The organism is Streptomyces sp. NPDC004051 (assembly GCF_053604275.1).
The window spans coordinates 35,054-60,048 of record NZ_JBSGHG010000028.1 but is presented as its reverse complement, the minus strand read 5'-3'; the positions used below and the strand labels follow the sequence as shown (position 1 = coordinate 60,048).

At 71.1% G+C, this 24,995-nt stretch carries 22 protein-coding genes and 1 pseudogene; 13 read left to right on the top strand and 10 right to left on the bottom strand.

Annotated elements, in window-relative coordinates; genetic code table 11:
• Positions 1–408: 408 nt before the first annotated feature.
• Positions 409–1,057 (top strand): annotated as a pseudogene (locus ACWEQO_RS25115) (IS110 family transposase); the annotation flags it as partial.
• 148 nt (positions 1,058–1,205) lie between these two features.
• The gene (locus ACWEQO_RS25110) at positions 1,206–3,152 is read left to right on the top strand and encodes a GAF domain-containing protein (RefSeq protein ID WP_452985309.1); all 1,947 of its coding nucleotides are present in this window, start codon (positions 1,206–1,208) and stop codon (positions 3,150–3,152) included.
• Between the two features lie 27 nt (positions 3,153–3,179).
• On the opposite strand, the gene ACWEQO_RS25105 is transcribed toward ACWEQO_RS25110, so the two are convergent.
• The 8 genes from ACWEQO_RS25105 to wrbA form a co-directional block, all read right to left on the bottom strand.
• Positions 3,180–3,521 (bottom strand): hypothetical protein, encoded by a 342-nt coding sequence (locus tag ACWEQO_RS25105; RefSeq protein ID WP_361458924.1) that lies wholly within the window; start codon positions 3,519–3,521, stop codon positions 3,180–3,182.
• A complete protein-coding gene (locus ACWEQO_RS25100) occupies positions 3,509–5,422 on the bottom strand; it encodes an anthranilate synthase family protein (RefSeq protein WP_452985308.1) in 1,914 nt (637 codons plus the stop codon). Before ACWEQO_RS25100 ends, ACWEQO_RS25105 begins: the two co-directional genes overlap by 13 nt.
• Positions 5,419–6,075 carry an isochorismatase family protein gene (locus ACWEQO_RS25095; RefSeq protein ID WP_452985307.1) on the bottom strand — a complete coding sequence of 219 codons (657 nt, stop codon included), beginning with the start codon at positions 6,073–6,075 and terminating at the stop codon, positions 5,419–5,421. Before ACWEQO_RS25095 ends, ACWEQO_RS25100 begins: the two co-directional genes overlap by 4 nt.
• A gap of 38 nt (positions 6,076–6,113) precedes the next feature.
• A complete protein-coding gene (locus ACWEQO_RS25090) occupies positions 6,114–6,884 on the bottom strand; it encodes a 2,3-dihydro-2,3-dihydroxybenzoate dehydrogenase (RefSeq protein ID WP_361458930.1) in 771 nt (256 codons plus the stop codon).
• 143 nt (positions 6,885–7,027) lie between these two features.
• Positions 7,028–8,200, bottom strand: a complete 1,173-nt coding sequence (locus ACWEQO_RS25085; protein ID WP_452985306.1) for a 3-deoxy-7-phosphoheptulonate synthase — start codon at positions 8,198–8,200, stop codon at positions 7,028–7,030.
• A gap of 299 nt (positions 8,201–8,499) precedes the next feature.
• Complete coding sequence (locus ACWEQO_RS25080) at positions 8,500–9,726, bottom strand: IS701 family transposase (RefSeq protein ID WP_452985305.1); 1,227 nt, start codon at positions 9,724–9,726, stop codon at positions 8,500–8,502.
• Positions 9,638–10,609 carry a class I SAM-dependent methyltransferase gene (locus ACWEQO_RS25075; protein WP_452985304.1) on the bottom strand — a complete coding sequence of 324 codons (972 nt, stop codon included), beginning with the start codon at positions 10,607–10,609 and terminating at the stop codon, positions 9,638–9,640. Before ACWEQO_RS25075 ends, ACWEQO_RS25080 begins: the two co-directional genes overlap by 89 nt.
• Before the next feature lie 1,272 nt (positions 10,610–11,881).
• Positions 11,882–12,499: an NAD(P)H:quinone oxidoreductase gene (wrbA, locus tag ACWEQO_RS25070; RefSeq protein ID WP_361458938.1), complete on the bottom strand. Its 618-nt coding sequence runs from the start codon at positions 12,497–12,499 to the stop codon at positions 11,882–11,884.
• 98 nt (positions 12,500–12,597) lie between these two features.
• Here wrbA and ACWEQO_RS25065 point away from each other — a divergent pair, with 98 nt between their 5' ends.
• From ACWEQO_RS25065 to ACWEQO_RS25045, 5 genes are all read left to right on the top strand, one after another.
• Positions 12,598–12,948: a hypothetical protein gene (locus ACWEQO_RS25065; protein WP_452985303.1), complete on the top strand. Its 351-nt coding sequence runs from the start codon at positions 12,598–12,600 to the stop codon at positions 12,946–12,948.
• Positions 12,945–13,091: a hypothetical protein gene (locus ACWEQO_RS25060; RefSeq protein WP_452985302.1), complete on the top strand. Its 147-nt coding sequence runs from the start codon at positions 12,945–12,947 to the stop codon at positions 13,089–13,091. Before ACWEQO_RS25065 ends, ACWEQO_RS25060 begins: the two co-directional genes overlap by 4 nt.
• A 104-nt stretch (positions 13,092–13,195) precedes the next feature.
• On the top strand, positions 13,196–14,857 hold the full coding sequence (locus ACWEQO_RS25055; protein WP_452985301.1) for a carboxylesterase family protein: 1,662 nt from the start codon (positions 13,196–13,198) through the stop codon (positions 14,855–14,857).
• Between the two features lie 99 nt (positions 14,858–14,956).
• On the top strand, positions 14,957–16,813 hold the full coding sequence (gene asnB, locus ACWEQO_RS25050; RefSeq protein ID WP_452985300.1) for an asparagine synthase (glutamine-hydrolyzing): 1,857 nt from the start codon (positions 14,957–14,959) through the stop codon (positions 16,811–16,813).
• Positions 16,791–17,498 carry a DsbA family oxidoreductase gene (locus ACWEQO_RS25045; protein ID WP_452985299.1) on the top strand — a complete coding sequence of 236 codons (708 nt, stop codon included), beginning with the start codon at positions 16,791–16,793 and terminating at the stop codon, positions 17,496–17,498. The genes asnB and ACWEQO_RS25045 overlap by 23 nt, the downstream gene beginning before the upstream one ends.
• Positions 17,499–17,541: 43 nt before the next feature.
• Here ACWEQO_RS25045 and ACWEQO_RS25040 read toward each other — a convergent pair whose 3' ends face one another.
• Entirely contained in the window at positions 17,542–18,030 is a 489-nt protein-coding gene (locus ACWEQO_RS25040; protein ID WP_361458948.1) for a MarR family winged helix-turn-helix transcriptional regulator, read from the bottom strand.
• Positions 18,031–18,103: 73 nt separating this feature from the next.
• Here ACWEQO_RS25040 and ACWEQO_RS25035 point away from each other — a divergent pair, with 73 nt between their 5' ends.
• Both ACWEQO_RS25035 and ACWEQO_RS25030 read left to right on the top strand, forming a co-directional pair.
• Entirely contained in the window at positions 18,104–19,387 is a 1,284-nt protein-coding gene (locus ACWEQO_RS25035) for a multidrug effflux MFS transporter (protein WP_452985298.1), read from the top strand.
• A gap of 113 nt (positions 19,388–19,500) precedes the next feature.
• Entirely contained in the window at positions 19,501–19,773 is a 273-nt protein-coding gene (locus tag ACWEQO_RS25030; protein WP_361458952.1) for a response regulator transcription factor, read from the top strand.
• Between the two features lie 25 nt (positions 19,774–19,798).
• Here the strand turns inward: ACWEQO_RS25030 and ACWEQO_RS25025 are convergent, their stop codons facing one another.
• Complete coding sequence (locus ACWEQO_RS25025; protein ID WP_452985297.1) at positions 19,799–21,535, bottom strand: hypothetical protein; 1,737 nt, start codon at positions 21,533–21,535, stop codon at positions 19,799–19,801.
• Between the two features lie 179 nt (positions 21,536–21,714).
• Here ACWEQO_RS25025 and ACWEQO_RS25020 point away from each other — a divergent pair, with 179 nt between their 5' ends.
• From ACWEQO_RS25020 to ACWEQO_RS25005, 4 genes are all read left to right on the top strand, one after another.
• Positions 21,715–22,635 carry a pseudouridine-5'-phosphate glycosidase gene (locus ACWEQO_RS25020; RefSeq protein WP_361458956.1) on the top strand — a complete coding sequence of 307 codons (921 nt, stop codon included), beginning with the start codon at positions 21,715–21,717 and terminating at the stop codon, positions 22,633–22,635.
• A gap of 1 nt (position 22,636) precedes the next feature.
• On the top strand, positions 22,637–23,323 hold the full coding sequence (locus ACWEQO_RS25015; RefSeq protein WP_452985296.1) for an HAD family hydrolase: 687 nt from the start codon (positions 22,637–22,639) through the stop codon (positions 23,321–23,323).
• Positions 23,320–23,625 (top strand): hypothetical protein, encoded by a 306-nt coding sequence (locus tag ACWEQO_RS25010; protein WP_452985332.1) that lies wholly within the window; start codon positions 23,320–23,322, stop codon positions 23,623–23,625. Before ACWEQO_RS25015 ends, ACWEQO_RS25010 begins: the two co-directional genes overlap by 4 nt.
• Positions 23,626–24,022: 397 nt before the next feature.
• Positions 24,023–24,628, top strand: coding sequence for a lytic polysaccharide monooxygenase auxiliary activity family 9 protein (locus ACWEQO_RS25005; RefSeq protein WP_361458962.1), 606 nt, complete (start codon positions 24,023–24,025; stop codon positions 24,626–24,628).
• Positions 24,629–24,995: the final 367 nt, after the last annotated feature.

Here is a 24,995-nt window from a genome sequence, read left to right as displayed (position 1 = left end):
GGCCTCCCCCCGCAGGACCGTCGCGAGCACCGGATGAGATTCCGGCCCGGGCGGGTGCGGCACCGGCCTGCGTAACCCCTGAACCGCCGGCATGATCCGCTCCGCGGGCAGCGGGCCCGCTCCGAAACCAGGCAGTGCGGTGTCGGCGGCCCGCAGCCGGGTGGCCGGGGCACACGCGCCGGCACCGGGGTCCGGGCCGCCGCGAGCCGGGGCCGTATGGCGTCCATGCCGGGCCTGCGGCCGTCAATCACCAGGGGGCGCACCGGGGTGCCCCAGTGGCGCACCACTCCTGGTCTTCCGAGTCAGGAATTCTGTCCAGATGTGTAGGGTTTCCTGGTGGTGCGTACCGGGCGGCCGAAGGCCGAGTTGATCCTGCCGGACGCCGAACGGGCTGCGCGGGAGGGGTGGGTGCGGCGCCGTTCCACGCCGCAAGCATGGGCTCCACGCCGCGGGCGGTGGACCGGTGTCGATGCCGGTAAAGGCCGCCACTGGGCGGCCGTGGCCGACGAGACCGGTGCGACGCTCTGGTCGAAGCAGGTCGACAACGACGAGTCGGCCATCCTGACCGCGCCCGGTGAGATCCTCGACCTGGCGGACGAGGTCCACTGAGCCGTGGACATCTCCGGCACGTCCTCCGCGCTGCTGCCGGCGCTGCTCGCGGCCCACGGCCGGCGGGCCGTCTACGTCCCCGGCCGCACCGTCAACCGCATGTCGGGCGCCTACCGGGGCGAGGCGAAGACCGATGCCCGTGACGCCTGCGTCATCGCCGAGACCTCCCGCCGGCGACGGGACTTCGCCACCCTCGACGTGCCCGCCCAGCCGGCCTCCGGCCTCGCACTGCTGACCGCCCACCGGTCGGATCTGGTGACCGACCGGTACGGATGATCAACCGTCTCCGCAACGTACTGACCGGCGTCTTCCCCGCCCTGGGAGGGCCTTCGACCACAGCTCGCACAGGGGCGCGCTGGTCCTGCTCATCGGATACCAGAGGCCGGCCCACCGCAGTGTCCGGGGCGCCGACACGGTCGCGGCCACCGCTCTCGAAGCGGCGCAGGCCGGCAGACCTCCCTCACCGCGCAAAGGAGGTCGGACGACTGTTCGATCGCCGCCTACGGTCCGTCACTTGACTATGTCAAGTGACGGACCGTAGGTTTACGCTGAGTGCAGCTTTGGCCATTATGGGCCTATTTGGGGGGTCGGTTACTGTGTCGAACGCATCGTTAACGGACGCCTACGCTCTCCAGGTTCTGGAACTGCTGGCACAGGAGGCACCGGCCGCCGACATCGAGGCCCTGCTTGAACGGGCGCGCGACGCCGGGGTCGGCCCCGAGCAACTGGAGCGAGCCGAGTGCGCCACCCGGTTGGGCATGTCCGTGCTGGCCCTCTTCGGTCACCGGCAGAGACGCGAAGCCGATCTGGCGGCCCTGGTCGACACCGCCCGTGATCTGACCTACCCGCACGACTTCGACAGTCTGCTGCGAGTGATCACCCGTCAGGCTCGGCGGCTGCTCGGCTTCGACATCGCGTACATCAGCCTCCTCGACGAGACCGACGGCAGCTGGCGCATCCGCACATCCGAGGGCGAGACCACCGCGCTGAGCGTGGGCCTCCAGGTCGAGCCGGGCTACGGTTTCGGTGACGCGCTCACCGAGCGCAACGCCGCGTTCTGGACCGCCGACTACCTCAGGGACCAGCGGATCCAGCACAGCGAGCGCATGGACAAGGTGGTGCGGGCCGAGGGCCAGCGGGCCATCCTCGCCGTGCCGTTGCACCGCGGCGGCGCTCCCTTCGGGGCGTTGTACGGCTCCGACCGCAAGGTGCGGCACTTCACCCCGAACGAGGCCGGGCTGATGCGCACCCTGGCCGACCTGGCCGCCGTCGCCATCGACAAGTCGCGGGTGCTCGACCAGGTCCGCGCCGACGTCAGCGACCTGGAGGACGACTCCTACCGGGCACAACTGTCCCTGACCCGGATGCGCGGTCTGGTCGACACGCAGCGCCGGCTGATCGACCTGGTTCTCGGCGGCAGTGACCTGGCGGCGGTCACCAGCGCCGCGGGACACGCCCTGGACGGCACCCTCGTGGTACGCGACCCCAGCGACCGCGTCCTGACCGCCACCGGCGAGATACCCGGCTTGGAGGAGGCCGCCGTCACCGAGGCCGTGCTCGACGCGCACGCCGGCGGCGCCCCCGTCATGCTCGCCGGCGGCCTGTGGATCGTCCCCCTCGACGCCAGGGGCGAGAACATCGGCGCGCTGATCCTGCGCCCGGCCGGGGAGCTGACCTCTGAGGACGAGCAGCTGCTGCAACTCGCGGCGCAGGCCGTGACCATGGTGCTGCTGCTCCAGCGCAGCACGGTCATCGCCGAGGGCCCGGTCCGTGACGAACTGATGGAGGACCTGCTGGCCGATCCGCCCAGCCGCTCCCAGCGCCAGTTGATGGACCGCGCCGAGCGGCTCGGCATCGACCTGTGCGCGGAGCACGTGGTGGTGCTGGCCCGGTCGGAGGGCGGGGAGCAGGGCCGGGCGGCGGTCTGGGGCTCCTCCTACGCGCATCGGATGAACGGCCTCAAGTGCGTACGGGCCGGCTGCGTCGTCCTGCTGTTACCCGGCTGCGACGCCTCCGACGCGGCTCACCGGGTGTCGGCCGAACTCTCGCCGCTGCTCAACCACTCGGTTTCGGTCGCCGCCGCCGGACCCGGCCGCGGCGCCGCCGACGTCGGCCGGGTGTACCGCGAGGCCCTGCGCTGCCTGGACGCCCTGACCCTGCTGCACGGGAAAGGAGCCACCGCGGCAAGTTCCGACCTGGGGTTCTTCGGGATGCTGCTCTCCGACGACCACGACATCGACGGTTTCATCGCCTCCGAGATCGGCCCGGTGCTGGAGTACGACAACGAGCGCTCCACCGAACTCGCCAAGACGCTCCAGGCGTACTTCGACTCCGACCGCAGCCCGACGTACGCCGCCGAGGTGCTGCACGTCCATCCCAACACCGTTTCGCGCCGGCTGGAGCGGATCACCGAACTGCTGGGCCCGGACTGGTACAAGTCCCAGCGAGCGCTGGAGATACAGCTCGCGCTGAAGCTCCAGGGCACCCGGCAGGTGCTGGAGGCGCGGCGCCCCGACCGGTCACGCCTCCGCAGGGGCGAGTGACACCGGCGGGGCCACCGCACGACCGTCTCATCCGGCCGGGGTCTCCAGCGCGACGCCCCGGCCCGCCAGAGCGGCGACGGTGTACAGGCCCTCGACGGTGGCCTCCACGTCGAAGGCCAGGCGTGTGCTCGGAGGTCGGCCGATGATCTCGGTGGCGCGGGAGGGCAACGGTGCCGCGGCGGCCTCGGCCGACTCCCACAGCAGCACGGCGCCCCAGCGCCGGGCGGACGCGTCGGAGATCCAGAACTTCAGTCGCAGGCCCTCGGCTCGGGAGAAACGATCCACCGCCTCGTTCCGCAGGAAGTCACGCAGCGACTTCACCGTCTGTCCGGATCCCTCCAGGTCCCACCACACCACTACCGCGTGCACGAGCGCACCACCTCGCCCAGCAACGAGCCGATGATCTCCGGACCGTCCTGGGTCAGCACGGACTCGGCGTGGAACTGCATGGACGCGAAGCCCCGGCCCCGCAGCGCGTGCACCTCACCGGTCGCGGGATCCCGGCTGACCACCACCTCGCCGGAGGAGGGATGGTCGAACGCGTCCCGCTCGGAGCGGACGGCGAAGCTGTTGTAGAAGCCCACTTTGGCGGGGCGGCCGAACAGGTCGATCGTCCGTTGCACCCCTTGGTTCGGAACCGGCCGGGTGACCAGCTCCAGGCCGAGCAGCGAGCCGAGTACCTGATGGCTCAGGCACACTGCCAGGAACGGCCGCCGCTCCTCCAGCAGCCGGGAGATCGTCGTGCGCAGGTGGGCGATCTTCGGGTGCCGCACGTCCCGAGGATCGCCCGGTCCCGGCCCCATGACCACCAGGTCGTGGGCGTCGACGTCGTACTCCTTGTCGAAGCGGCGGACCATCACCTCCGGGCCCAGGAAGCGCAACTGGTGAGCGATCATTGCGGTGAAGGTGTCCTCGGCGTCCACCACCAGCACCCGGCGTCCGGCGAACGCGCCGGTGTCCGGGGCACGGCCACCCGGCTGGTCCAGCCAGAAGTCCGCGATGCCGTTGTTGCGGGCTGCCAGCGCGGTGCGCACGTCGGGGTGCGCGGCGAACCGGGTGGGTTCCGGCTCGCCCAGGGCGGCCAGCAGACCCGATGCCTTGGCCCGAGTCTCGCGCACCTCGGAGTCCGGGTCGGAGTGGCGCACCAGCGTCGCGCCGACCCCGATACGCAGGTGCCCCTCGGCGGAGATGTCCGCGGTGCGGATCAGGATCGAGGAGTCCAGGGTGCGGGCGCCGGAGGCGTCCCGGCCGATCAACGCGGCCACACCGCTGTAATAGCCGCGTCCCGTCGGTTCGTAGCGGCTGATCACATGGGCGGCGTTCTCCAGCGGGGAACCGGTCACGGTCGGCGCGAACAGGGTCTCGCGCAGGATGTCTCGGACGTCGTGGTCGGTCTCGCCCTCGATGAAGTACTCGGTGTGGGCGAGCCGTGCCATCTCCTTGAGGTACGGGCCCACCACCCGGCCGCCGGAGGGGCAGATCCGGGCCATCATCTTCAGTTCCTCGTCGAGGACCATGTACAGCTCGTCGGCCTCCTTGCGGTCGGCGAGGAACTCGAGCACCCCGTCCAGGGACGGGCCGCTCGCCGGGTACCGGTAGGTGCCGCTGATCGGATTCATCACCGTCTTGCCCTTGTCCACGCTGATGTGCCGCTCGGGCGTGGCTCCCACGAAGGTGCGCCGGCCGGTGTGGATCAGGAATGTCCAGTGGGCGCCGACCTCCCGCTCCAGCAGTCGACGGAAGAACGACAACGCGGCCCTCGGGATGAAGCCGGGCAGCTGTGCGGTGAAGGTCCGCTTGATGACGAAGTTGGCTCCCTCGCCGGTGCCGATCTCGTCTGTGATCACTCGGCGCACGATGTCCGCGTAGTCCTCGTCGGAGACATCGAAGCCGCCGTCGTCCACCTTCACCGGCTCGTTCGGCAGACGGAACAGGGCCTGGGACAGGGACAGGGACTGGGCCGCGTGCACCGGCATCGCGATCAGCGGCTCGCCGTCGTCGTGGGCGGCGTATCCGCGCTCGGCGATCTGACGGTAAGGGACCAGGGCGAGCAGTTCGTGGCCGCCGCCTGGGGCAGCGAAGTCCGGCAGCGGCAGCTCGGCGAGGGAGGCGCAGGGGATCGCGTCGGTGAGCAGCACCTCCAGGGTGTCCCGGCCGGTGGCCTCGGGACGGTGCAGCAGGGCGAACGACGAGACCGAGCCGTCCAGGACACGTGCCAGCAGGTCGGGCGCGTCCTCCGGCCGGGGCGTGGGGGCCTCGTGCGTGGTCACCGGTGAGCCTCCTCGGGCATCGCGCCCAGCTCGTCGAGCAGGGACTTGGTGACGGCCACTCGAGCGCAGCGCTCGGATGCGTAGGTCAGAGCCAGGCGGTGGTAGTCGGCGGAGAAGTCGGCGACGGCATCGGCCACCAGGAAGGGCTGGATGTCGTGGGAGAAGGCGTCCACCGCCGTCATCAGCACACCGACATGGGCGTACACACCGCAGATGACGAGCTGGTCCCGGCCGTGCGCGCGCATGCGGTCCAGCAGGTCCGAGCGGGCGAACGCACTGTAGCGCCACTTGGTGAGCACCCAGTCGCCGTCCGCGGGTTCAAGGGGTGCGACGACCCGGCGGTGCTCGGGCGAGGTGCGCATGCCGGGGCCCCAGAAGTCGGCCAGCAGGCCGCGCTGTTCGGGGGTCATGCCGCCGGGCTGGGCCGTGTAGGCCACCGGGACTCCCAGCCGGGCGCACCGCTCGCGCAACAGCGTCGCGTTGCGCACGAGCGCGTCCGCGACACCGGACGGGAAGGGCTTGAGGAAGTACTCCTGCATGTCGTGCACGAGCAGGACGGCGCGTCGGGGGTCGGGCCGCCAGTCGACGGATGCCGGAGGCAGCTCGCCGGGCGCGGGCAACTCGTACGGCTCGATCGGGGGTATGACGGACATGGGGAAGCGGGTCCTTTCGAAGCAGGGACGAGAGGGGGTCAGACGCCGAGGGTGGCTCCGCCGTCGACGGTGAGGCTGTGCATCGTGATGTGGCCGGCCTCGTCCGACAGGAGGAAGGCGACGGACAGGGCTATGTCCTCGGGCCGGGCGATCTTGCCCAGAGGGATGCCGACCCGATGCGCGCCGGGGTTGCCGGCGATCGACGCCGCCGCAGCGCCGCGGTCCGCGTGCATGCCGTGCAGCATCGGAGTGTCCGTGGACCCCGGAGCCACCACGTTGCAACGGATATTGTGCCGGGCCACCTCCAGCCCGAGGCACTTGGTGAAGGCGGTGGTGGCCGCCTTGGACGCGGCGTACGCGGCCATCCGGTCGCGGGCCGTGCCCGCCGCGTTCGAGGTCACGGTCACGACGGCCCCCCGGCGGCGCGGGATCATGCGGTTCACAACGGCACGCGAGGTGAAGAAGACTCCGTTGGTGTTGACGGCGAAGGTCGCGGACCAGTCCTGGTCGGTCAGGGCGTGCGCCTCGGCCAGACGCAGCACACCCGCCGCGTTCACCAGATGGTCGATCGGCCCGAGGTCGCGCTCGACCGAGTCCACCAGCCGTTCCACCTCCGGGCTGGAGGTGACGTCGGCGGGACGGGCGTGCACGATGTGTCCGTCCGCGGTGAGCTTGCCGACGGTGGTGGCCAGACGGTCCGGGTCCAGGTCCACGGCGGCGACCGTGACGCCCCGCTCGGCGAGCAGCCGTACGACCGCCTCCCCGATCCCGCCTGCAGCCCCGGTCACCAGGGCGATGGTGCCTTTCACGGTATTGCCTCCCAGAACTGTTTCGTCTGCTGCTTCATGTGCCGCGCCGCGTGCCGTCCCGGGGTGCGTCGCATGCGCCGCCGACCCGTGCGCGGGTCGGCTCCGCCTTGTTCCGGCGTGGGCGCGCGGTGTTGCGCGAGTCGTCAGCCGCGCCAGGCCGAGACGACCTCGATGGCCTGCTGGGAATTGAGCCGGGGGTCGCAGAAGGTGAGGTACTTGTCGCCGAGGCGGTCCAGGTGAGCGAAGTCGCGGACGCATTCGGTGACCGCCTCGGGGGTGGTCTCCAGATGCAGACCGGCCGCGACGCCGCCGTTGCCGGCCACCGCGCACTGGAAGTTCTCCACCTCGCGGACCACGGCCTCGACGAAGCGGGTCTTCAGCCCTTCGGGGCTGGTGACGGTGTTGCCGTGCATGGGGTCGGACAACCACAGCACGGGATGTCCGGCGCGGGCGACGGCCGTCACCAGCGCGGGCAGCTTCTCGGCCGCGTTCTGCGTCCCCATCCGGGCGATCAAGGTGAGCCGACCCGGTCGCCGTCCGGAGTCCAGGCGTTCGCAGAGCTCCAGCAGCTCCTCCGGAGTCATGCTCGGGCCGACCTTGACCGCGATGGGGTTGTCGATCGCGGCGAGCAGCGCGATGTGAGCTCCGTCCAGCTGCCGGGTGCGCTCCCCCACCCAAGGCCAATGGGTTGAGGTGAGCAGCAGGGAGCCGTCGGCCTCCCGGCGCAGCAACGGGAGTTCGTAGTCCAGCAGCAACGCCTCATGACTGGTCCACACCGGTACGTCCAGCTCCGGGCGCAGGAGCGTGCCGCGCCAGCCGAGGAAGTGCATGGTGTCGCTTGCGGCCCGGTATCCGGAGAGGAGATGCCGCGGGTCGGGACGGCGCAGCTCCGGGTCCGGCTCTGGACGGTTGACCATGTGTCCGCGGTAGACGGGAAGTTCGGTGCCTTCCACGATTTCGGTGGGCCGGGAGCGCGGCTTGCCGTACTGGCCGGCGATCCGCCCCACCCGTAGCACGGGCTTGGCGGAGGCGAGCTTCAGCGTCCCGGCGAGCACATCGAGGAGAGCGGCCTTGCGGGCCACGTCGCCGGGTGTGGCCTCGGCGGGATCCTCGGCGCAGTCGCCGGTCTGCAGCACCCGCAGGTGGCCTGAGGCCGCCTCGCCGAGCAGGGCGCTCAGCCGGTGTACGGCGCCGGCGTCGACCAGCGCAGGCATTCGGCAGAGATGGTGGCGGACCCCTTCGAGCGCTGGGTCGTCGTGCCAGTCCGGCTGCTGACGTGCCGGCAGAGAACGCACGTAGGACACTGTGTCGATCATGAAAAGTCCCTCTGGGGAAAGGCATCGGGCCAGGGCCCGGTGGATGGCTGGGGCTCGGATGTCAAGGGAGGGAATGGTGTCCGGCGAGGACTGCGGGCGTCTGCGGGGGAATGTGCGCGCCGCCTGCCCCCGCCGGAGTCCTGGAGACCGTGCCTGATCGACTGCGACTATCGATGCCCGGGAACGCGGGGGCAACGGCGTGTGCTCTAGTTCGTCAGGTGGCGGACGGCATACGGCGCCACCCGTGGTCAGTGCACACCGGACGGGCGGTGCGGTGGTGGTGCGACCACTGCCCGGTGTCAGGCGGTGAACCTCGGATGCGACCGGTCCAGGGCCCCGGAGGCACTGGTGACACCCGTCAGCAGGGACGCGGCGTGGGCCACCGAGGCGAGCGTGGTGTGACGGTGCCAGCCGCGGAACGAGCGTCCCTCGAAGTCCCGCAGCCCGACCCGGTCACCGACCGTCACGAGGTCATGTGCGACTCGGCGGCCCAGTTTGGTCAGCCGCAGCAGCTGGCAGGCGGGCGCGGCCAGGTCGGTCAGCCACACTCGGGCCGGTGGCTGCCACTGGTCCTCCCACTCGCCCAGCAGATGCAGGGGCCGTTGGCCGTCCGCCGGGGCGGGACCGGGCGCGGCCACCCGGATCGACAGGGTTGAGGAGGTCCGCCGGTCGCCGTGCTCGGCGTTGTCCCATTCCACGGTCCGGCGCAGGCCCCGCACGGACATCAGGATCTGTTCCGCGGGCAGCGGCCCCGCCCCGTAACCGGGCATGGCCGGATCGGCGACCAGAAGCCGGGTGTCGGGCATCACCCGGGCCACGACGGGCAGCCCGCGGCGGACGAATCCGTCGAGCACCGCGCTGTCGGTCCAGTTGCCCGGGACGTCGAGGAGGACGGGGCGCGGGGTGACGTCCGGATTGCGCAGGGTCTGGACCACCGCGGCCAGTGCACTCTCCTCGATCGGCTCGGCGGAGGCGCCTTCCGGGATTTCGGCGCGTCGCCGCAGATCCGGGTCCCGCGTCCACTCCTTGGGCAACAGCAGCCGCCAGTTGACCGGCGCGCTCACCGACTCCGAGGCGAACCACACACCGAGCGCACACTGCCCACGCAGCGCCTGGCCCAGCTGGGGGACGAACCGCCGCCCCACGCCCACGGAGTGCCGGCCCGACTTGGGGATGGTCAGCGCCTGGACGACCCACGCGGCGGACGAGGTGGTCCGCTCCAGGTGGGCGGCGAGGGCGCCGCGCATCGGCCGCCAGTCCCAGGTGGAGCTGGAGACGAAGTGGTGCAGGGACTGTACCGCCGCACCGCCGCCCGCCTGCGCGGCGATGTTCCGCACAGATTTGCGGCCCGGTGTGGTCAGCAGTCCGCGCACGTACTGCTCGCCGCGCGCCCGCTGATCCCTTCTGGGCAGTGACGCGAACATGAGCGAGCACAGCTCACCGACGATGTCGTCGCCCGGGAGCGGGTAACGCACGGACCCGGTGGGGCGCAGACAGCCGACGGAACGTCCGGAGCCGTGGTCCACCGGGACGGATGACAGTTCGGATGGCTTCACCGCAACCTCGCCTCAGGGGGTCAGACAGTCCCGTTCGGACTGCCCTCTCACCGTCGCCTCGGAAGCGGTCGGCCCGCGAGGTGAACCAGCCACCTTGATCGCGGACGCGCCGGTTGCGCGGCCACTGCCGCCGACCGTCGGACCGCGTACCGGAAGGGGTGCGGACCGGTGCCGGTCCGCGCCACCGCGGCCGGGCGGTGGTGCGGGCACCGCACGGGGTCAGGGGAGGTGGTGGCCGGTACGGTGCCCACGGCCAGGACGTTGCCCTCGCTGATGCAGCCGTCGGAGTCGTCGAGCGCGTGCGCGACGCCGTCCGGGTCGAGCAGGTCCGTCCACCGGTTGCTCGGCCCGAGGTCGAGCGCCTGACGGGCCCCCGGGCGCAGGCAGCGGTGCAGAAGGCACGGGCGGACGGCGTCAACGGGGCATGGTGTTCGATCAGCACGGTCCGCTGCCGGACGTCGGTGAAACCCGCCCGCCGCATCCAGTGGCACAGCTCACGGAAGCGCAGCTGCCGGCGGGCGTAGCCGGGCCCGGCGCCGGAGACCCGGAAGAAGTCCGTGAACAGGTACGGGTCGCCGGGCCGCAGGGTGATCAGATGGGTGTCCAGGTCCTTTACGGCGACCGTGCCGCCGAGCCGGATGACCCGCCGCAGCTCGGTGCGTGCCGCGGCGAGTTCGGTGTCGTCCAGATATTGCACGGTGTTCGCGCACCACACCACGTCGAAGGTGGCGTCCGGGTAGGGGAGGGCGAGCAGGGTGCCCTGCCAGACCACCACCGGGCACTCCGGTGACCGTTCACGGATCCGCCGGGCGGCTGGCGCGGCGTTCTCCTCGGCGAGGTCGATCGCGGCCACGCGGCCCGTGGGGCCGACGAGGGTGGCCGGATGCGGAAGGAGTCGCCGCTGCCGCAGTCGGCGTCCAGGACGTGGTGGTCGCGCTGGACGCCTGCCTGTCCCAGCAACCGGAGACAGGGATCCCGCACGCCTGGAAGTGGGCGTCGACGAGCGTGTGGTGGGGGAACCCCAGGCTGGTGGGAGAGACGTGGCCCCACCCCTCGTGGTCCTCGGTCAGCACGTGGCGGCCCCACCCGGTGCAGGAGGGAGTACAACGCGGCGGTCACCTCGTCCGGTCGCTCGAGGGGCTGGAGGCGGTCGGCGCCCTCGATGGTGACCAGCTCACCACGGGGCAGGGCCCGGGTGGTGTGCAGCGACTCGTCGGCCGCGACCGGTTTGTCCTCGGCACCCGCGATCACCGGGGCGGGTACGTCCGTCTCCCGCAGCGTAGCGGTGTGGCCGGGACGCCCGGCGATGGTGCGCTGCGCCCGAGCCACAGCCGTGGGATCGGCGCGGTGCGTGACGGCCAGCCCCCGGGCGAGCACCTCGGGCCGGGTCCCGCGCGTGGTGGGGCCCACCAGACGCGGTGTCGTCCGGGTAGACGACCGTCTCCCGCATCCCGTCGGTGGTGATCGCGTCCGCGAAACGCGTCCGCTGCTCCTGTGCCCCGGGCGGGTCCGCGGTGGCGCGGGCCGACGGCAGGCACACGGTTTCGGCCCGGCCGGGGCGCCGGTGCAGGAACGTCATCACGACGTAGCCGCCCGTCGACGACCCGGTGAGCACGGCCCGTTCGACGTCCCGTGCGTCCAGCTCGCGGGCCGGGTCGCCAGCCGCCGCGACGATCTCGTCGAACGTGGGCATGCCGCCGGCGGCCGGCGCCGGGTGGGGCGGGGGAGCGTCGTTGACCGCCGCGCGCCGGCGGGCGATCCGCATGAGACATGAGATCGGACCCGACGGCCTGCTCGTACCAGGGCAGGAACAGCTCCTCGGTCATCCGCGCGGCGGTCCGGCACTGGGCGATGCCGGCGTCAGGGTGGGCGGAGAGCACATCGGCGAGCCGGAAGACGTGCTCCAGGGCCGACGACATCCCGCGTCCGAACAGCGGGTCGGTGGTACACGCGGCGTCGCCCACCGGGAACAACCCCGCGACCGGCCGCTGCGCGGTGGTGGCCCAGAGCTCGGGGGTGTTGGGCGGACTGGTGATCGCGTGCACCGGCGAGACCGGTTCACCCACCCCGCCCTCCCACCACGGGGCGGGCCCGGCGCTCTGCCGGCCCGCCTGCCCCGGGCAGGTCAGGCCGAGGCGAGACCGCGCTCGAGCGCCGCGGCGATCTCCACGCAGCGGGCCGTCTGGAACCCGATCGACGCCAGGTTCTCCTCGGTGGCCCCCGTGGTGCCGTTGGCGGAAACGCAGCTGGCACCGTAAGGGTTGCCGTTGGTGGGAGCGAACTGGACCTGGTCCGCGTAACCGGGGGCCACGATGATCGCGCCCCAGTGGTAGAAGGTGTTGTTCAGCGCGAGGATCGTCGACTCCTGGCCGCCGTGCGCGGTGGACGTGGAGGTGAACGAGGAGGCGACCTTGTTCACCAGCTTGCCCTGCGCCCACAGGCCCCCGGCGGTGTCGATGAACTGCTTGATCTGGGAAGCCGGCAGGCCGAACCGGGTGGGCGTGCCGAAGAGGAGGACATCTGCCCACTCCAGATCCTCGGGCGTGGCCACCGCGATGTCCCGGGTGGCCTCCCGGTGCGCGGTCCAGTCCGGGTTCGCCGCGATGGCCTCCTCCGGGGCGAGTTCGGCCACCTGGCGCAGGCGGACCTCCGCGCCCGCCTTCTCGGCGGCTTCGGCTGCCGCGACGGCCAGTCGGTGCACCCGGCCGGTGGACGAGTAGTAGATGACGGCGACGTTCGTCACGAGCTTGGGCTCCTCGGTCGATGGAGGCTTGGGCGAAAGGGTCAGACGCTCCGGGGACAACTCTGGCGTGCCGGTGACGGCCGACCAACGAGGTGAGGATGACTTGGTCACCTGTGGCACCGGGTGATCCGGTCGGACGCTCCTCATCGCCGGCGTCAGTGCGGTTGGGCGCCGACGCGGTCAGCGTGCATGTCAACCTGGGCTCGGACGAGGAGGCCCGGCAGGTCGCCGACATGGCCGCCGTCGCCGGAGCCTGCGACCGCTGGAACGTTCCGCTGATGGCGATGGTGTACCCACGTGGCCCCAAGGTGACCGATCCCCGCGCTCCCGAACTCGTCGCCCATGCTGTCGCCCACGCTGTCGCCCTCGCCGCCGGTCTCGGGGCCGACCTGGTCGAGACCCACCACGTCGGCTCCGTGGCGGAGACGAGCCAGATCACTTGTGGATGAAGCGCCACCCGGACGTACCCCACCACCTCTCGGTGGAGGGCACCGCCGACGGGCCCGGTCTGCACACCCCGCCAGGTCCCTGGCACACCATGATCCCGGCCACCCTGCTCGACCGCACCCGCTGGTACCGCTACGACAACTGAGCCGTGACCAGGACGTCCGGGGCGGCGCACGGGTGCCGCCCCCACCTGACGAAGTGACCGGCGGTTCGTTGCCGCCCCCCTCGCCGCGCGCAAAGCTCGTGCCCATGCCGCATGCCGCCACCCACGACGCCTCCCCGGTCCGCCGGATGGTGATCGCCGGCACCACCCTCGCCCTCGCTTCGGCGGCGGTCCCGACCATCGCGTCCGCCGCGTCCCGCACGCCGTCCGTCACCGGGCCGGTCGCCCGCACCACCGCGGGCCAGGTCGCCGGCGAGCGGGCCGGACGCACGGTCGTCCTCCGCGGGGCGCCGTACGCCCAGGCGCCCACCGGCACGCTGCGGTTCTCCTCACCCCGGCCGCCTCGGCCCTGGCGCGGGATACGCGACGCGACCCGGTTCGCGCCGCCCTCCCACCAGTCGGTGGTGCCCGGCAGCAGCGAGGACTCGCTCTACGCCAACACATGGACCCCGGACCCCAGGGGCTCCCGGCCGGTCATGGTCTACATCCACGGTGGAGGCTGGTTCGTCGGCACTGCCAACCACCCCCTGTACGACGGACAACGCCCGGCGGACCGCGGCGACATGGTCGTCGTCACCTTCAACTACCGTCTGGGCGCCTTCGGCTGGGGCTTGCGCGAGAGCCTGACCGATCCAGCCACCGGCGCGTTCGCCCATTGCGGCCTGCAGGACCAGGCCGCGCTGCTGCACCGGATCCGGGCCAACGCCGAGGCGTTCGGCGGGAACCCGGACAACACCACCGTTTGCGGCACCTCGGCCGACGGGTCGAGTGCGTGGCAGCTGTCGCTGTTGCCCGAGATACGGACCGTGATCCGGCGGATCGCCGTGATCAGCGCCGCCCACGCCTGGACTCCCGCCGTCGACCTCACCGCGGCGGACGCCACCGAAGCGTACGAGCGGATCGCCCACCGGCTCGGCACCACAGTGTCCGGACCGCGCCATGCCGAGGCTGCCGCGATCAAGGACACCTGGGAGACCCTCTTCTCCGGCCCGCCCCGGGAGCGCGTGCTCGGCAGCGGACGAGGAGTACCAGGGACCGGTGATCGACGGCCGCTGGATGCCCGCCTTCGACCACGGGCGCCCCACCCCCAGGGCGCCCGTGCTCTCCGTCCACACCCGTACCGGAGGGTGCTTCTTCCCCGGCCCCGGGGCGCCCACTCCGCCCCCCGCGCCCACCAACGGAACCGAGCTGCGGACCGCTGTGCGCGATGTCCCGCGCAAGGCGCCCCCGAGGTGTCCGACACGCTGGTCGAGCGCTGCCCGAACGACTACCGGGAGGCCGCCGCGGACGGGTTGCCGGACGGCCCACGGACCCTGTGGACCGAGATCCGGGGCGACGGTCTCTTCCGGCGCACGGTGGTGCGCTTCGCCGAGCGCCACGCCCGCACCGGCACTTCGCCGCTGTGCGTGATGGACTTCGGTCACCCCGTGCACCCGCCGCACTTCGGCACTTCGCACGAGGCCACCTCGCGCTTTCTGTTCGGCACTCACCCGCTGCCCGAGGAGGTGCCCGTCCACGGCGACGGGCCGCTGGGACGGCAGATCTCCGACGCCTTCATCGACCTGGTGTTCTCCTTCGCCCGTGGGCAGGCGCCCGCGGCGCAGGGAGTCGACTCCTGGCCCGTCCTCGCGCCGGGCCGGCCCAGTTCCCCGGTCCTCGGCGGACCGGATGTCGCCCGGATCGGGGACATCCCCGAGGTGCGCCAACTGCGCCTCTGGGACGAGGCCGGCTGGGGACCGCGTATCTGACCGCACGACCGACCTGGCGCCCCGGCTGCTTCCCGGCCGGGGCGCATCCCGCACGGACACCCGAGTGCAGCACCGAAGACCCATGAGAGGGGACGAGCCATGTGCGGCCTTGCCGGATGGTTGAGCTTTCAGCGTGACATGACCCAGCACACGTCCGCAGCCGAGAGGATGAACGCGACCCTGGAGTGCCGTGGCCCCGACTCCCACGGCGTGTGGACGTCCGAACACGTCCTGCTCACCCACCGTCGGCTGGCCGTCATCGACCTGGAAGGCGGCAAGCAGCCGATGGCCGCCGACGACGCGGACGCGCCGGTGATCACCTATACCGGGGAGACCTACAACTACCGCGAGCTGCGCGAGGAACTGCGCGCGCTGGGGCACGCGTTCCGCACGGACTCCGACACCGAGGTGGTGCTGCGCGCCTACCAGGAGTGGGGGCCCGGTTTCGCCGAGCGGCTGACCGGCATCTACGCACTGGCCGTCTGGGACCCGCGCACCGAGGAATTGCTGCTGGTCCGTGACCGGATGGGCGTCAAGCCGCTCTACTACTGGCCGACCGACGACGGTGTGCTGTTCGGTTCCGAGCCCAAGGCGATCCTCGCCCACCCCGACACCGAGGCCGTCGTCGACGCCGAGGGACTGCGCGAGATATTCGGCATCGTCAAGACGCCCGGTCACGCCATCTTCCGCGGGATGCACGAGGTCAAGCCCGGCACGCTGCTGCGTTTCAGCCGCTCCGGCAGCGAGGAGACCCGCTACTGGCGGCTGACCGCCCGCGAGCACACCGACGACCTCGACACCACCATCGCGCGGGTCCGCTCGCTGCTGGAGCAGATCGTCGCCGAACAGCTCGTCGCCGACGTCACGGTCGGCACCCTGCTCTCCGGCGGGCTCGACTCCAGCGCCATCACCGCGCTGGCCGCTCGAGCCCTGGCCGGGGGGGAGAGCGGCGGGGGAGGGCCGGTGCTGGCCTTCTCGGTGGATTTCAAGGGCCACGGTGAGCGGTTCAAGGCGAACGTCCAGTGGGCGGACCCGGACACCCCGTTCGCGGTCGAGGTGGCCCGGCACGTCGGCGCCGAGCACATCGTGGTCGAGCTGGACAACGCCGACGTGCTCGACCAGGGAGTGCGCGACGACGTGCTGCGTGCCCAGGACCTGCCGGTCTCCACGGGTGACATGGAGTACTCGCTGCTGGTGCTGTGCCGCGCGCTCAAGGAGCGGATGACGGTCGCGCTGTCCGGGGAGGCGGCCGACGAACTCTTCGGTGGGTACACCTGGTTCCACGACCGGGAAGCCGTGGAGGGTGACACCTTTCCCTGGCACCACCCCTTCGAGAAGGCCGGCGGTATCGGGGCGCTGCGCACCATCGGCCTGTGGGGCCGGCTCGGGCTGACCGACTACGTCAAGCGGCGTTACGCCGAGGCTCTGGAGGAGGTGCCCCGGCTGCCGAGGGAGAGCGGTCAGCGGGAGCGGATGCGGGAGGTGACGTACCTCAACCTGACCCGCTGGGAGAACTTCCTGCTGGACCGCAAGGACCGGATCTCGATGGCGGCCGCGTTGGAGGTGCGCGTCCCGTTCACCGACCACCGCCTCGTCGAGTACGTCTACAACACGCCCTGGGAGATGAAGAGTTTCGACGGCCGGGAGAAGAGCCTGCTGAGGGCCGCCATGCGCGGGGTGCTGCCGGACGCCGTCCTGGACCGAAAGAAGAACCCTTACCCGTCCACCCAGGACGGCGGGTACGAGCGGGCCGTGCGCGAGCGGGTGGAGGCCGCCATCGCCGACGACGACGCCCCCGTGCTGCGGCTGGCCTCGCGCGAGGAGATCCGCCGACTGCTCGACGCCCCGGAGGGCACGTATTCCATGGGCGGACCGTGGAGCGCACGGGCGGTGCTGGAACGCCTGGTGGAGTTCAACAACTGGGTGAGGATGCATGATGTCCGCATCGACCTCTGAACCGTTCCGCGGCCCGGTTCTCACCGTCTGGTCGGACATCGGGTGCCCGTGGGGCACGCTCGCCCTGTGCACCCTGCGCGCGGAGGCCCGGCGCACCGGGACCGAGCTGTTGGTCGACCACCGAGCCTTTCCGCTGGAGCTGTTCAACCGCCAGCCCACGCCCAAGCGGATCGTGGACGCCGAGACCGTCGTGATCGCTGCCGCCCGCCCGGAACTGGGCTGGCGGCTGTGGTCGGCGCCCGATTCGAGCTACCCCTCGACACTGCTGCCCGCGCTGGAGGCGGTGCAGGCGGCGAAGGACCCGGCCGTCGGCGGGCTCATCGGGAGCGACGAACTGGACGCGGCCCTGCGGCACGCCTTCTACGTCGACAGCAGGTGCATCGCGGTGCACGCCGAGATCCTCACCGTGGCGGAGGAGTGCCCGCACATCGACACGGCGGCCCTGGAGGAGGCTCTGGCCAGTGGCGCGGGCCGACGGGCGGTCTACGACCAGTGGCGGACCGCCCGGGGCGGCGGGATCCAGGGCAGCCCGCACCTGTTCGCCCCGGACGGGTGGGAGGCACACAACCCCGGCGTCGAGTTCCGCTGGACGGCGGATCCGACCGACGGCGGCCTGCCCCAGGTGCTCCGCTGGCACCCCAGGTGGGCGGCGGACCTGCTGTCCCGTCTGCAGGACTCCCGATGAGCCCTCTGCCCTGGGACGCGATGCGGTCCCGGGGCGCGGTTCCTCAGCCGCGGGACGCGTTGCGCTGTTCCCTGAGGGTCGTCGCGAGTGCCTTCAGAGCCGGTGCGGCGGTCCTGAGGAGATCCCGCTGGGCCGGGGGAAGCATCGCCAGTGAGTCGGCGAAGATCTCCGCCCACGCCTGCTCGATCTTGGCCATGCCCTGCACGGCGCCCATCGTCGGATGCAGCCGGACGGCACGACGGTCGTTGGGGTCCGGCTCCCGGCGGATCAATCCCTGGGCCACCAGTCCGCGCACGGTGGTGCTCACGTTGCTGGCGTGCAGGCCCAGTTCCTGAGCGACAGCTCCGACACCGATGCCCGGTGACTCCAACACATGGCGCAGTACCTCGAGGTCGGAGGGGGGGAGGGGGACCAGTCCGGCCTCGTCCACGCCGCGCAGCCGCAGGACGCGCCCGAGCGCGTACAGGGCGGGAGTGAGTTCCCTCGCTTCACGCAGCAGGACCGCGTCGCCTTCCGCATCGGTCGCTGTCATGTCTCGACAGTAGCAATACTTATAGCTCTATATCTATAGTGAAATCTTCATGGTCGTCCTTGAGGAGCACGTGATGTCCACACCGTCCCCCGGTCAGGGGCAGACCGCCTCGGCGTCGCCGGCGGTGACGCTCACCGCGACACTCGCCTTGCTGTCCTTCGTGATGCCGCTCGCCACGGACATGTACCTCCCGGCCTTCCCCCGGATGGCCGACGAGCTGAACACCAACGCCTCCGGGGTGCAGTTCACCCTCACCTCGTTCCTGATCGGCATGGCGGCGGGCCAACTGGTCCTCGGACCACTGTCCGACCGGTACGGACGGCGCACCCCCATCCTCGTCGGTGCCGCCGTGTGCACCGCGGCCACGGCTCTGTGTGCGCTCGCCCCGAGCCTCTCCGTGCTCATCATGCTCCGCTTCGTCACCGGCTTCTCCGGCGCGGCCGGCCTGGTCGTGGGACGCGCGGTCATCTCCGACGTCGCCTCCGGGACCGTCGCGGCCCGGCTGTTCGGCGTCCTGATGGCGCTCGGCGGCATCGCACCGATCGTCGCCCCGCTCGCCGGTGGCGCCGTGGTCAACGACGCGGGCGGCTGGCGCGGGGTCTTCTGGGTCCTGGCCGCCGTCTCGCTGCTGATGTTCCTCGCCGCCCTGGTCTTCATCCCGGAGAGTCTCCCCAAGGAACGGCGCCGCCCCGGCGGCATGGCCGCCATCCTCCAGACCGCCCGCTCCGTGCTCACCGACCGCGCCTACGTCGGCTACACGCTCGCCTTCGCCTTCAGCTGCGGCGCGCTGTTCTGCTACATCGCCGGATCGCCGTTCCTGCTGCAGAACGTCCTCGGGTTCAGCATCGGCGAGGCGTCCGTCGCATTCTCCGTCGGAGCCCTGACCGCCACGATCTCCAGCACGGTCAACACCAAGCTTGTCGGCGCCTATGACCCGGGTCTCCTGCTGCGCATCGGCCTGACCACCCTGCTGGCCGCGACCACCGCCGCCCTGCTGGTCACCCTGACCGGACAGCTCAACCGTGTCCTGGCGCTCTCGCTCATCGGCATCGGCTTCCTCGGCCTCGGCCAGGTTTTCGGCACGGCGACCGCCCTCGCCATCGAGCGGGTCCCCTACGCCGCCGGAACCGGCTCCGCTGTCCTGGGTACCCTGCAGAGCGTTCTCGGCGCCGTGCTCGCCCCGCTGGTGGGCCTGGGCGGCAAGGACACCGCCACACCGCTGTTCATCGGCATGGCCGGCTGCTCCCTCGTCGCGGTCCTGTCGCTACTGCTGACCCGCAACAGCCCTCCTGTGGCAGGCCACTCCGGCGCTCCGGCAGACGACGCCCCGGAGGTCACCGCGAACGCGGTGACCTGACACACTTCCCGCCACCTGACCAGGTCGGTCCCTCGTCTTTGACCGGACGATCCCGTGCCAGCAGGATCGGCCGGGAACCCAGAAGTTCGCGAGGAAAGGGGCGGAAGCGCCGCATGACAGCAACCAATTCCCCAGCGAGCCGGCAGCGTCCTGCCTCCGGATGGCACAGTCTCACCCGTGCCGAACTGCGAGTGGCCCGTCTCGTCGCCACCGGCCTGACCAACCGCGCGGTGGCCGAGCGCCTCGTGGTCTCGCCGCACACCGTCGACACCCACCTCCGGCACGTCTACGCCAAGCTCTCCGTCCGGAGCCGTGTGCAACTGGTTCGGCACGCCCTTCAGCACGACACTTCGATTCCTCACGGAGACGTCAAGCAGCCGACGTGACGAACGGTGCGGGGCCGTCGCCCCGTCACGGAGGAAGTCCGCGGGACACCGGCGGGCCCACCGGGACGGCCCCGCCCGCCGAGCGTCCGACGCCCAGGGCCGTCACTCCTCCCGGGGCCGGGATGCCGCCGGGACACGGACGACGGACCGGAGAACCACGGACCGCACATGACGACGGCCGTGCGACCCGCCCCCGGGGCTGCACGGCCGTCCCGCAGGTCTGCCCGCGGAGCGTTTCCGGCTGCCGGTGGTCCGCCCGCACCACGATGACGTCGCCGTGCACGCCGTACCCCGGCAGCGGATGCGACGAGCCGTCCTCACAGGAACGCTCGTCGGAGGTGACCGCCAGCCACCGCTCGCGGCCGTTCGCACCCGGCAGCGGGAACACCTCCGGGAACGGAGCGCCCAGCGGATTCGGGGCGTCCAGGGACTTGTGCGGACGCATGGCCATGTCGCGCACCAGACACTGCCGAGACTCCGCGTCACTGGTCAGCGGGTACCAGCGGTCGCCGAAACGCTGGAACCGGAAGCCCTCGTTGTTGTTCGGCCACGCAACGTCCTCGCGCCGGATCCGGATGTCCTCGTCGTAGTCACCGTCCGGCGCAGCGGCGACCAGCACCGGCCGGAAGCACAGGGACGGCTGGAAGCCGGTGACGTTCGCGTACGCGTAGTGCCAGCGGCTGTCGATCAGGCGCAGCGCCGGATCCCAGGCGGCCTCCTCGAAGGGCAGTTCCAGCTGCTTCGCCTTGATCAGGTGCACCCCGCCCAGCAGTTCCTCGCCGCCCGTCCCGTGCCGGACCGTCACTCCGGGCGTGGGCAGGTCGCCGCCGCACGCGAGCGCGATGAACCGGCCCGTTCGGCGTCCCGCACCAACTGCCCGCCGTGATCGCCGACCAGGAGACCCTCGTACGAGAAGAAGGGGGAACCGACCTGCTCCATGCGCTCCGGGTGCGCCGGATCCATCCGCCACACGCCCGTGCGCGCCTGGTGGGCTCAGCCGACACCGACCGGAGGAGGCCGCGGTGAAATGCAGCAGCCCGTCGCGGAGGTACGGTGTGCCGCCGGCGTTGCGCACCAGGGAGACGTCCCGCAGCCCGAACTGGCCGGACGGGCCGGCCCGCGCCCGGCCCAGCACCGCGCCCCGGCCGCCGAACACGAAGCGCAGGCGCTCCAGCTGGGCCGGCCGGTGCAGATCCATCAGATCGAACAGCTTTCCGCGGTCGGTCACCAGCGGCTGCCAGGAATACGCGATCCCGGTGTCGTGGCCACCGCCCGAGCTGAACGCGCTCACCGCGTTGGCCGTCACCACGACGGCGAAGGTGAACGGCGCCGTCAGCCGTACCTGCTCCGAGTGCACCGTGCGCACCGAACCCGAACGCACCCACTCCATGGAGGCCTTCGCGGTCCCCGCGTCGTACCGCACCTGCACCGCGCCGCCGTCGGCGGCCGGTTCCCGCAGGTCCAGCACGACGGACGCCCAGGGCGCCACAGGACGCTGGCCCGTGCGCACCGTGCCGCCGGCCCGCACACGTGCCAGCGTGGCCCTGCCACCGGGGCGTTCGGTGTCGTGCCGGACCAGCCGTGGCGGTATCAGGTGCACCGGCCGGCAGCGGCGGGTGATCTCGAAGTGGAGGTTCGACGGAGCGATCCGGTATCCGCCGGACGGGGCCGCGGCGGCTGGCGGAGCCAGCACCGTCGAAGCCGCGACACCGGCGAACAGAGCCACCGTGCCGCGTCGACTCGGTTGATCGTTCGTGGTCATGTCGAGGTCCTCCGGTCGTCCGGGCCGGGATGGCGAGTTCACCCTGGACCGGGCCTCGCGGGCAGGCATCACGCGACCTCGCGATATCCAGCGGAATCCCGGAAAGACGTGATGTGCCGTCCGGCGGGCGGCGGCAGGGTGTGTCGCGTACCGACCTCCACTGAAAGGCAGTGCCGCCCATGGATTCGCTCCTCGTTGTCAGCGAAGAGGTACGCACCGCTCTCGACGAACAGCGCCCTGTGGTGGCGCTCGAGTCCTCGCTCATCGTCAATGGACCCGCCTATCCGGCCAATACCGAACTCGGCCTGGAGATCGAGAAGTCGGTCCGCGACGCGGGTGCGGTGCCTGCGACGATCGGCATCGCCGACGGCAAATTCGTCGTGGGCATGGACACCGACCTCATCGACCGGTTCGCGAGCACCAAGGGCATTCCCAAGGTCAGCGCCCGCGACCTCGGCCAGGTCCTGGCGGGCGGCGGCCTCGGCGCGACCACCGTCGCCGGCACCGTGGTGCCCGCCGCGCGTGCCGGGATTCCGGTCTTCTCCACGGCCGGCATCGGCGGTGTGCACCGGCGCGCCCAGGAGACCTTCGACGTCTCCGCGGACCTGCTGCAGTTCACCCGCACCAGGATCGCCGTGGTGTGCGCCGGCGCCAAGTCCATCCTCGACCTGGGGCTGACCGCCGAATACCTGGAGACCGCGGGCGTGCCTGTTCTCGGCTACGGCACCGATCGCCTCCCGGCCTTCTATGTCCGCGAGTCCGACGTGCCGGTCAACCGCGTCGACGACCTGAGCGTCGCCGCCCGCGCCACCCGCTTGCACTGGGAGGTCAACGGCGACCGCACCGTCCTGCTGACGACTCCCATCGACGAGGAGGACGCCCTCGACGGCGAAGAGATCGAGCGGGCCATCCAGGCCGCGCTGGACGAGGCCGACCAGGCGGGCGTGCGGGGCAACGCCATCAGCCCCTTCCTGATGCGCGCCCTCACCCAGGTCACCGCAGGCCGCAGCGCGGCCGCGACCCGTGCCGTGCTGCTGTCCACGGCCCGCGTCGCCGGCGAGTTCGCGGTCGCCTTCAGCGCCACCCGGACGGAGGACTGACATGACGGCAGAGCACGACGGCGCCCTCCGCGGTGTCATCTTCGACATGGACGGCACCCTCGCCGACACCCCGGGAGCGATCGTCTCCATCACCCTCGGAGTCCTCGCGGAACTCGGCCGCGAGGCCGACGAGGACGCGGTGCGCGCCACCGTCGGCAAGCCGCTGGACCACAACTTCTCCCAACTGCTCGGACTGCCCGCCGACCACGCCGAGGTGCAGGACGCCATGGCCGCCTATCGGCGCGGCTTCGCCGAGCACCTCGCCGAGCAGCGCGGGCGCATGCTCTATCCAGGCGTCCCGAAGGGCCTGATCAAGCTCCGCGAGTCCGGTCTCACCCTGGCGATCGCCACTTCCAAGACTCATGACGCCGCGGTCAACGTGCTACGGACCACCGGCATCCTCGACGAGTTCACCGTCGTCGCGGGCCACGACACCGTCGAGCGCGGCAAGCCCGCGCCCGACATGGCCCTGCACGTCGCGCACGAACTCGACATTCCGGCCGCCGATTGCATCGTCATCGGCGACGCGATCGGCGACATCCAGATGGCCGGCGCCGCCGGCATGACATCCATCGGGGTCTCCTACGGAGTCGCCACTGCGGCCGAACTCCTTGCAGCGGGGGCCCAATCGGTGGCCGATTCCTTCGACGACCTCGTCACCGTCATCGCCCAATACAGACGGACATGACTCTCGCATCGACACCGGCCGTCGGGCGGGAAGCGCGCAGCGCCACCAAGCGGCAGCAGCTTCCCGACCTGACGGGCATGCGCTTCATCGCGGACTTCCTCCTCCACCTGACCATGCTCGCCGTCCACACCCCGCACGGCATCGACGTCCTGCACCCCATGAGCCGCGAGCTCCTTGCCAAGGCCCGGCTCCACCCGAGCGAGTCAGAAACCGACGACGCCGTCCTGCCGACCGAACTCACCGCACAGCCTCGAAGACGAGATCACCGGGTGGCCGTCGATACACCACTCCAGCGGACGTGACCCACGCTTCCCTCACCCCGAGCGAAACCATGCCTGACCAGCAGAAATAAGCGAATCATGTTCGGTTGAGACACGGCTTCCCACGCCGGAACCAGGTTCCGTTGCCATGCTGCGAACGCCCCTCCCCGACCTCGCCCCGCACACCAGTCCAGGCCGCATCCCCGCTTTCCGGTCCCGGGAACGGTTCTGACTCCCGGCTCACGGCAGATTCCCTGCTCGTCGCCACCCCTGCAATCAACCCCGTTTGTTTCATTGACATTTCACTCAGAAGACGTACCGTTGGGAGCGCTCCCATAACAGTCTTGCAACTGGAAGGAGTTCCCCCCACATGCGCAAAAAGAGTCCGTTAACCGGGCGTTCGCGGTCGTCCCTCCGTCGGCCTCTCCAGGCGCTCGCCATGGTGTTCGCCGTGGTTGTCGGCGCACTGGCCTGGTCGGCCCCTGCCCAGGCTCACGGCACCATCGTCAACCCCGCCTCCCGCGCGTACCAGTGCTGGAAGACGTGGGGCAGCAACCACACGAGCCCGGCCATGCAGACCGAAGACCCCATGTGCTATCAGGCATTCCAGGCCAACCCCGACACCATGTGGAACTGGATGAGCGCACTCCGCGACGGCCTCGGTGGCCAGTTCCAGGCGCGGACCCCCGACGGGACGCTCTGCAGCAACAACCTCTCGAGGAACGCCAGCCTGAACAAGCCCGGACAGTGGAAGACGACCAACGTCAGCAACAACTTCACGGTCCAGCTGCACGACCAGGCGTCCCACGGTGCCGACTACTTCAGGGTCTACGTGAGCAAGCAGAGCTTCAACCCCAAGACCCAGAACCTGGGCTGGGGCAACCTCGACTTCATCACGCAGACCGGCCGCTTCGCCCCGGCGCAGGACATCACGTTCAACGTCAACACCTCCGGCTACACCGGACACCACGTCCTGTTCGTGATCTGGCAGGCATCGCACCTCGACCAGGCCTACATGTGGTGCAGCGACGTGAACTTCGGCTGAGCCGGAGAGCGCCGCACACGGCACCGGCCTCTGCCGGGCTCCGGTAACCCGCCGCCCGGCCGACCGAGCTCCGTCGGGGCAGGGGACCCGTTTGGTCACCCTGCCCCGACGGGGCTCCCTGCGCTCCCGGTGTGAACACACCCGATCGCGCGGCAGCCGCACGGCAGCCGACTCCCCACCGTCTCGTCGCACGACTCCGGCACTCAACGGCCGTGGAGAATCCTCGGCACCGTCAGCCCGCCGGGGCGTATCGCGCCGCCCTGGCCTTCCCCGGCCGTCGGCAACCTCGCATAGGGCGTGGAGCAGGTGACGCCGGTTCCGGACCAAGGTGTGGTCCAGCAGCTCTCGCCGTCAGGTCTGGATCCAC

What these genes read in the sequence shown, in the direction of transcription:
- ACWEQO_RS25095 (WP_452985307.1), bottom strand. Translation starts at nt 6,075, where the DNA reads ATGTCCGTCATACCCCCGATCGAGCCGTACGAGTTGCCCGCGCCCGGC.
- ACWEQO_RS25085 (WP_452985306.1), bottom strand. Translation starts at nt 8,200, where the DNA reads ATGATCGACACAGTGTCCTACGTGCGTTCTCTGCCGGCACGTCAGCAG.
- ACWEQO_RS25065 (WP_452985303.1), top strand. Translation starts at nt 12,598, where the DNA reads ATGACTTGGTCACCTGTGGCACCGGGTGATCCGGTCGGACGCTCCTCA.
- ACWEQO_RS25060 (WP_452985302.1), top strand. Translation starts at nt 12,945, where the DNA reads ATGAAGCGCCACCCGGACGTACCCCACCACCTCTCGGTGGAGGGCACC.
- ACWEQO_RS25055 (WP_452985301.1), top strand. Translation starts at nt 13,196, where the DNA reads ATGCCGCATGCCGCCACCCACGACGCCTCCCCGGTCCGCCGGATGGTG.
- asnB (WP_452985300.1), top strand. Translation starts at nt 14,957, where the DNA reads ATGTGCGGCCTTGCCGGATGGTTGAGCTTTCAGCGTGACATGACCCAG.
- ACWEQO_RS25045 (WP_452985299.1), top strand. Translation starts at nt 16,791, where the DNA reads ATGATGTCCGCATCGACCTCTGAACCGTTCCGCGGCCCGGTTCTCACC.
- ACWEQO_RS25040 (WP_361458948.1), bottom strand. Translation starts at nt 18,030, where the DNA reads ATGACAGCGACCGATGCGGAAGGCGACGCGGTCCTGCTGCGTGAAGCG.
- ACWEQO_RS25035 (WP_452985298.1), top strand. Translation starts at nt 18,104, where the DNA reads ATGTCCACACCGTCCCCCGGTCAGGGGCAGACCGCCTCGGCGTCGCCG.
- ACWEQO_RS25030 (WP_361458952.1), top strand. Translation starts at nt 19,501, where the DNA reads ATGACAGCAACCAATTCCCCAGCGAGCCGGCAGCGTCCTGCCTCCGGA.
- ACWEQO_RS25025 (WP_452985297.1), bottom strand. Translation starts at nt 21,535, where the DNA reads ATGACCACGAACGATCAACCGAGTCGACGCGGCACGGTGGCTCTGTTC.
- ACWEQO_RS25020 (WP_361458956.1), top strand. Translation starts at nt 21,715, where the DNA reads ATGGATTCGCTCCTCGTTGTCAGCGAAGAGGTACGCACCGCTCTCGAC.
- ACWEQO_RS25015 (WP_452985296.1), top strand. Translation starts at nt 22,637, where the DNA reads ATGACGGCAGAGCACGACGGCGCCCTCCGCGGTGTCATCTTCGACATG.
- ACWEQO_RS25010 (WP_452985332.1), top strand. Translation starts at nt 23,320, where the DNA reads ATGACTCTCGCATCGACACCGGCCGTCGGGCGGGAAGCGCGCAGCGCC.
- ACWEQO_RS25005 (WP_361458962.1), top strand. Translation starts at nt 24,023, where the DNA reads ATGGTGTTCGCCGTGGTTGTCGGCGCACTGGCCTGGTCGGCCCCTGCC.